Origin of the sequence: Nocardiopsis sp. TNDT3 (genome assembly GCF_003427465.1) — a bacterium.
Classification (GTDB): domain Bacteria; phylum Actinomycetota; class Actinomycetes; order Streptosporangiales; family Streptosporangiaceae; genus Nocardiopsis; species Nocardiopsis dassonvillei.
Genome location: NZ_QPFC01001258.1, coordinates 1 through 5,385, shown reverse-complemented (window position 1 = coordinate 5,385; position 5,385 = coordinate 1). Strand labels below are relative to the sequence as shown.

Sequence of the window (5,385 nt, the reverse complement as noted above, 5' to 3'; positions counted from 1 at the left end):
CCTCCAACCGCGACAGAAACCACAACCGACGCTGGGCAAACGACAACGGGTACACGGATCGGCCTCTCTGAAAGGGGTGCGGGCGTGGGGAGACACGGAAAAGGTCAGGTTTGCGGAATGGGTGACGGACGCCTGCGGTTCATCTCCTCCGCCGTGTGCGGGCAGCGTGAATTCAGCTGCCGGCGTGGTCGGTGACGAACGAGGCGAAACGTTCGACACCGAGCGCGATCCTGTCCTGGGTGAGATGGCTGAAGGAGAGCCTGATCTCGTTCCGTGGAATTCCGTCGCCGTGGAAGTGGTGCATGGGGGTCCACAGCACACCGTGCTTTCGCGCACAGACGCCAAGTGCCTCGTCACTCGCTGGGAAGGGGACCTTCAGGGTCAGGAAGAATCCGCCCGACGGGGTGTTCCAACTGACGCCGTGGCCCTCGCCTTCGGGAAACCTCCGAGACATCTCCTGGAGGAGGCGGGACAGGTTGCCCTGGTAGACGTTCCTCTCCCGGGTGTTCGCCGAACGGAGGCTGAACCCGTTCATGATCAGCTTTCCCCCCATCACCGCCTGAGTGATCGGGGAGGTGTTGATGTTGAGCATTCCCTTGGCCTTGGCCAGGTGGTCGGCGAAAAGGGTGTCCGATGATTCGTGCGCCGACACACGCTGGTCGGCGACGACGTAGCCGACCCTCGCTCCCGGGATACCGGACTTGGCGAAGGAACCGAGGTAGACCACGGACCGCGACGCGTCCAGGGACTTCAGGGTGGGGGTGCCGCTCTCCTCGGGGCCGAAGATGCCGTAGGGGTTGTCCTCGATGAGAAGGATCCCCTGTTTCTCGGCGCTCTCCAGCAGGCTCCGCCGGGCGGCCACCGACAGGCTGCGGCCGGTGGGGTTGGCGAAGTCCGGGATCACGTAGCAGGCGCGGGGGTTGAGCCCTTCCCGGCGTGCCTGCTCCGCGGCTTCGGTGAGGCTCTCACCGTCGATCCCCGAAGCCGGCTCCCGGACCGGGTGGACCCCCATCTCCACCAGGCGCGCCGCCGCGTCGAGCCCCGAGTAGTTCGGCCGCACCGCGAGCACCACGTCCGACGGGCCCCCGCGCAGGGCGCGCAGCACCAGGAAGAGGGCCTCCTGGCAGCCGGAGGTGACGACGACGGCACGGGGGTCCACCCGGATACCCTCGTCCGTCTCCAGGTTGCGGCAGATGAGGTCGTTGACGATGCCCCTGGCGCTGCCGTACTGGAGCAGCGTGCGCCGGACCTGCTCCCCGCTCTGCCCCCGCTCCTCGGCGAGGTGGGCGCGGAACGCGTCCAGGTAGTGGTGGACGGCGTCGAGGTCGAAGAAGCCCTCGAACGGCTGCCCCGCGGCGAACGAGATGGCGTCGGGGTAGACGTTCCCGATCTCGTTCAGGAAATTCATCGACTCCGTGGTCGGTGAGTCAAGTGATGCGTGCATGTCGGAGAGCGCCAGGTCCACTTCGTATCCCCACCGTTCGTTCTTTTCCTGTTCCAGGTGATGCTGCGTGGACCCGTTTTCTCAGTTCTTCTCGTCCGAGAGCATGGCGTCGACCAGGCTTTTGGGGCGCATGTCGGTCCAGTTCTCCTCGATGTAGGAGAGGCATTCGGAGCGCGGGGAACTCGGGACCCGGACTTCCCACCCTTCGGGGACGTCGGCGAAGGCGGGCCAGAGGGAGTGTTGGCCTTCTTCGTTGACGAGAACCAGGAAAGAGAGGTCCTCGTTGTCAAAGGGGTTGCCCATGGCGCTCTCCGGGGTGTGGTGGATGGTGAACGAGCCTTGCTCTGACGGCTTCGTGATGATTTGCCGGTGTCTAAGGAAGCGTAGGTAGACCCTCTCCGGAAGGACAAGGAGGGTATCGAGAAACTCCATGTCAGGAACCTGCCACGGCTCCCTCCGGGTGTTGATCAAGGTTTGACCTGCGAAAACGAAGGGATGATCGGAAAGAGCGCCGGGTTGTCCGGTTGATGACAGCGAAAAAGCGCACTCGTGGAATATGCTTCGGACTGGCAAGCGGGTGACCAGCTGTTTTTCCTATGGCGGGTGCCCCGGCGGGAGGCGATCGGGAGCAGGGGAACCGCGTGGAAGACGAAGGACGAAAGGAAGCCGGGGCGCCGCCCGTGGACGTTCCGCTACGGCGGAACCGCAGGTTCCAGCTCCTGTGGGTGGGGTCGGCGTTCTCGTTCTTCGGGCTGGAGGTCTCCGAACTCGTCTACCCGCTGGTCGTCCTGGCCCTGACCGGTTCCCCCGCCTGGGCGGGCGCCTTCGGCGGCGTGCAGATGGTCGCCACGCTCCTCGCGGCCCTGCCCGCGGGGGAGCTCTGCGACAGGTACGACCGGCGCGCGCTCCTGCTCCTGGCGGAGGGCACCCGGGCGGCCGCCACGCTGAGCGTGGTGGCGGCACTCCTGTTCGCGACACTCACCCTGCCCCACCTGCTGGTCGTCGCGGCACTCCTCGGCCTGGTCACACCGCTGGGCGGCTCGGCGCGCATGCTCCTGGTCCGCGCCGTGGTGCCCAGGGAACAACTCACCTCGGCCCTCACCCAGGAAGAGGTGCGCAGCAACGGCGCGGCCATGGCGGGTCCTCCGCTGGGCGGATTCCTGTACGCGGTGAGCATGGCGACGCCCTTCGTGTTCACCACGGTCACCTTCGTCCTCTCCGTCGTGTGCGTACTGTTCGTCCGCCCGGTCCCACCCCGGCCCGGGGGCTCCGAGGAGGACGCCGACGGATCGGCCTGGACCCGGATGCTGTCGGGCCTCAGGACGATGGCCGCCGCCACCGAACTGCGCCGGGTCCTGCTCTTCACCGTCCTGATGAACGCGGTGAGCGCGCCCTTCCTCCTGATCTCGGTGGTGGTCTTGGAGGAACAGGGCGCGTCCTCCACGGTGATCGGTTTCGCCATGATGGGCCTGGCGGCGGGCGGCCTGGTCGGCGCCTTCCTGGTCAAGCCCCTGCACCGGCTGCTGCCCCCCGGTGGGGTCATGCTCGCGGTGGGCGGCAGCACCGTCCTCCTCATCGCGCTCTTCGCCGTCCCGTGGGGCCCCTGGTGGCTGGCCGCCCTCCTGTTCCTGCTCACCGTCGGCGTCCCGGCGATGCGGATCCTGGTCGACCTGCTGATCTTCCGTCAGGTGTCCGACGAGATCAGGGGAAGGGTGATCGCGGCGGCGATGACCCTCTACGGGGTGGGAGGCGCCGTCGGCATGGCCGGGGCCGGTCTGCTCCTGGAGTTCCTGCGGCCCGGCCACGCGGTCCTCACCCTGGCCGCCGTGCTCGCCGTGTGCGTGCTCCTCGCCTTCGCCCACCGGGGCTTCCGGACCATGGCGTGGCCCGTGGAGTCCGCTGACGGCGACGGTTCCCCGGAGAGGTCCACCAGCGAGGCCGACCCCAACTGACCAGGACACCAGCGGAGAGACGATCGGGGATTCATGATGGCGACCAACAGTGCGGTGAGCGGTCTGGAGGGGAAGACCTTCCTCGCCGGCCTTCTCGAACGCCAGGCCAGGAACCAGCCGGACGCGACCGGCCTCGTGTATGCGGGCCGCGCCCACACCTACGCCGACCTCAACGCGAGGGCCAACCGGCTCGCGCGTGCGCTCATCGACGCCGGGGTGGGGCCGGAGACGCGCGTGGCGGTGTCGATGCGGCGCTGCCCGGGTGCGATCGTCGCCCTCTTCGCCGTGCTCAAGGCGGGCGGCGTCTACCTTCCGATCGACGCCACCCACCCCCGAGAGCGCATCGGATACGTCCTGGCCGACAGCGCCCCGAAGGTCGCCGTCACCGATGACCGGGGCGCCGACGCCCTCGGCCGCCACGGTGTGCCGATGACGTTCCTGCGCCTGGGGGAGGACGGCGACACCGGCGGACACCCCGCCGACCACGACGTCCGCGACGAGGAGCGCCGGTCACCGCTGCGCCCCGACAACCTCGCGTACGTCATGTACACCTCCGGCTCCACGGGCAGACCCAAGGGCGTGCAGATCTCCCAGTCCAGCCTGGGCCTGTACAGCCGCCACTACGGCCGGTTCTTCGACGAGGTGGACGCCGGACGGCGCCTGCGCATCGCCCACACCGCCGCGCTGACCTTCGACGTCGGCTGGAACTCCGTCATCGGCTTGGCCGCGGGCCACGAGATGCACCTCTACGCGGAGGAGGACTACCGGGACGTCGATCGCTTCGTGCGGATCATGAGCCGACACCGACTCGACTGCGTCGTGTTCACCGCGTCCTACTGGGGGGCGCTGGTGCAGTCCGCGGAGTGGGGCAGGGGGGAGCACACGCCGCGGGTGCTGCTCTCCTGCGGGGAGGCGTTCCCGAACGCCCTCTGGCAGCGGCTCCGGGGGATCGAGGGAACCCGCGTGATGAACACCTACGGGCCGACCGAGGCCACCGTGGAGGCGGTGGCCACCGACACCGACGCCACCCCCCGCCCCACGCTGGGCACACCGATCCCGGACACGGGCATCCACGTCCTGGACGACGCGCTCGCGCCCGCGCCGACCGGGTCGCCCGGCGAGCTCTACATCACCGGCGCCCGCCTCGCCCGCGGGTACCTCAACCGACCCGGGCTGACCGCCGAGCGGTTCGTCGCCTCGCCGTTCGCCCCGGGAGAGCGCATGTACCGGACGGGTGACGTCGTCCGGCGGAACGACGTCGGCGATCTGGAGTTCCTCGGGCGCGTCGACGACCAGGTGAAGATCCGCGGCTTCCGTGTCGAGCCGGGGGAGGTCGAGGCGGTGCTCGCCTCCCACCCCGCCGTCTCCCGGGCCGCGGTCGTGGTGCGGGAGGACCGGGACGGGGCGCGCGGTCTCGTCGGCTACTTCGTCGTGGACGGTGGCGGCGTGGACGAGGCCGAACTGCGCCGGCACCTGGGCAGGGCACTGCCGGACTACATGGTGCCCTCCGCCCTGTTGAGGGTGGACGAGATGCCGCTCAACGCCAACGGCAAGCTCGACAGGGGAGCGCTCCCGGAGCCGACGAGCAACGCGGAGAGCGCGCCGGACCGGGCGGACACGGTCGAGGAGGTCCTCCTCCACATCCTTCGCGAGGTGCTGGAGGAACCCGGGCTCGGGCCCGGGGACCTCTTCACCGAACGCGGAGGCGACAGCATCCGGGCGTTCCGCGTGGTCACCCGGGCCCGGGACTCCGGAGTCGTGGTCTCCACGACCGACGTCCTCAGGCACCAGTCCGCGACGGCGATCGCAGGGGCGGCCACCGTGGACGCCGGGGCCGGGTCGGACGGGGCCGGGCCGACCACGCGTGTCCCGGACCGCGAGGTCAGCGAGCTCCAGAAGGAACTCGGCCTGTGAACCCGCACCCGCGGTCCTGACGAGGAGACCGTCCGCCCCAGCCGCCCGGACGCGGTGAGAAACCCACCCCCCATC

4 protein-coding genes are annotated in these 5,385 nt (G+C 69.3%); 2 read left to right on the top strand and 2 right to left on the bottom strand.

Features of this window, described 5'->3' with window-relative positions; genetic code table 11:
- Positions 1-172: 172 nt before the first annotated feature.
- Both DQW06_RS26610 and DQW06_RS26605 read right to left on the bottom strand, forming a co-directional pair.
- Complete coding sequence (locus DQW06_RS26610; RefSeq protein ID WP_198048847.1) at positions 173-1,408, bottom strand: PLP-dependent aminotransferase family protein; 1,236 nt, start codon at positions 1,406-1,408, stop codon at positions 173-175.
- A gap of 117 nt (positions 1,409-1,525) precedes the next feature.
- Positions 1,526-1,747, bottom strand: a complete 222-nt coding sequence (locus tag DQW06_RS26605; RefSeq protein WP_013152778.1) for an MbtH family protein — start codon at positions 1,745-1,747, stop codon at positions 1,526-1,528.
- A 377-nt stretch (positions 1,748-2,124) separates the two neighbouring features.
- Here DQW06_RS26605 and DQW06_RS26600 point away from each other — a divergent pair, with 377 nt between their 5' ends.
- The gene (locus tag DQW06_RS26600) at positions 2,125-3,396 is read left to right on the top strand and encodes an MFS transporter (RefSeq protein ID WP_117199529.1); all 1,272 of its coding nucleotides are present in this window, start codon (positions 2,125-2,127) and stop codon (positions 3,394-3,396) included.
- A gap of 36 nt (positions 3,397-3,432) precedes the next feature.
- Positions 3,433-5,310, top strand: a complete 1,878-nt coding sequence (locus DQW06_RS26595; RefSeq protein WP_232833171.1) for an amino acid adenylation domain-containing protein — start codon at positions 3,433-3,435, stop codon at positions 5,308-5,310.
- Positions 5,311-5,385 lie beyond the last annotated feature (75 nt).

Excerpts from the sequence above, each read along its gene's own strand:
- DQW06_RS26610 (WP_198048847.1), bottom strand. The coding sequence starts at position 1,408 with ATGAATTTCCTGAACGAGATCGGGAACGTCTACCCCGACGCCATCTCG.
- DQW06_RS26605 (WP_013152778.1), bottom strand. The coding sequence starts at position 1,747 with ATGGGCAACCCCTTTGACAACGAGGACCTCTCTTTCCTGGTTCTCGTC.
- DQW06_RS26595 (WP_232833171.1), top strand. The coding sequence starts at position 3,433 with ATGGCGACCAACAGTGCGGTGAGCGGTCTGGAGGGGAAGACCTTCCTC.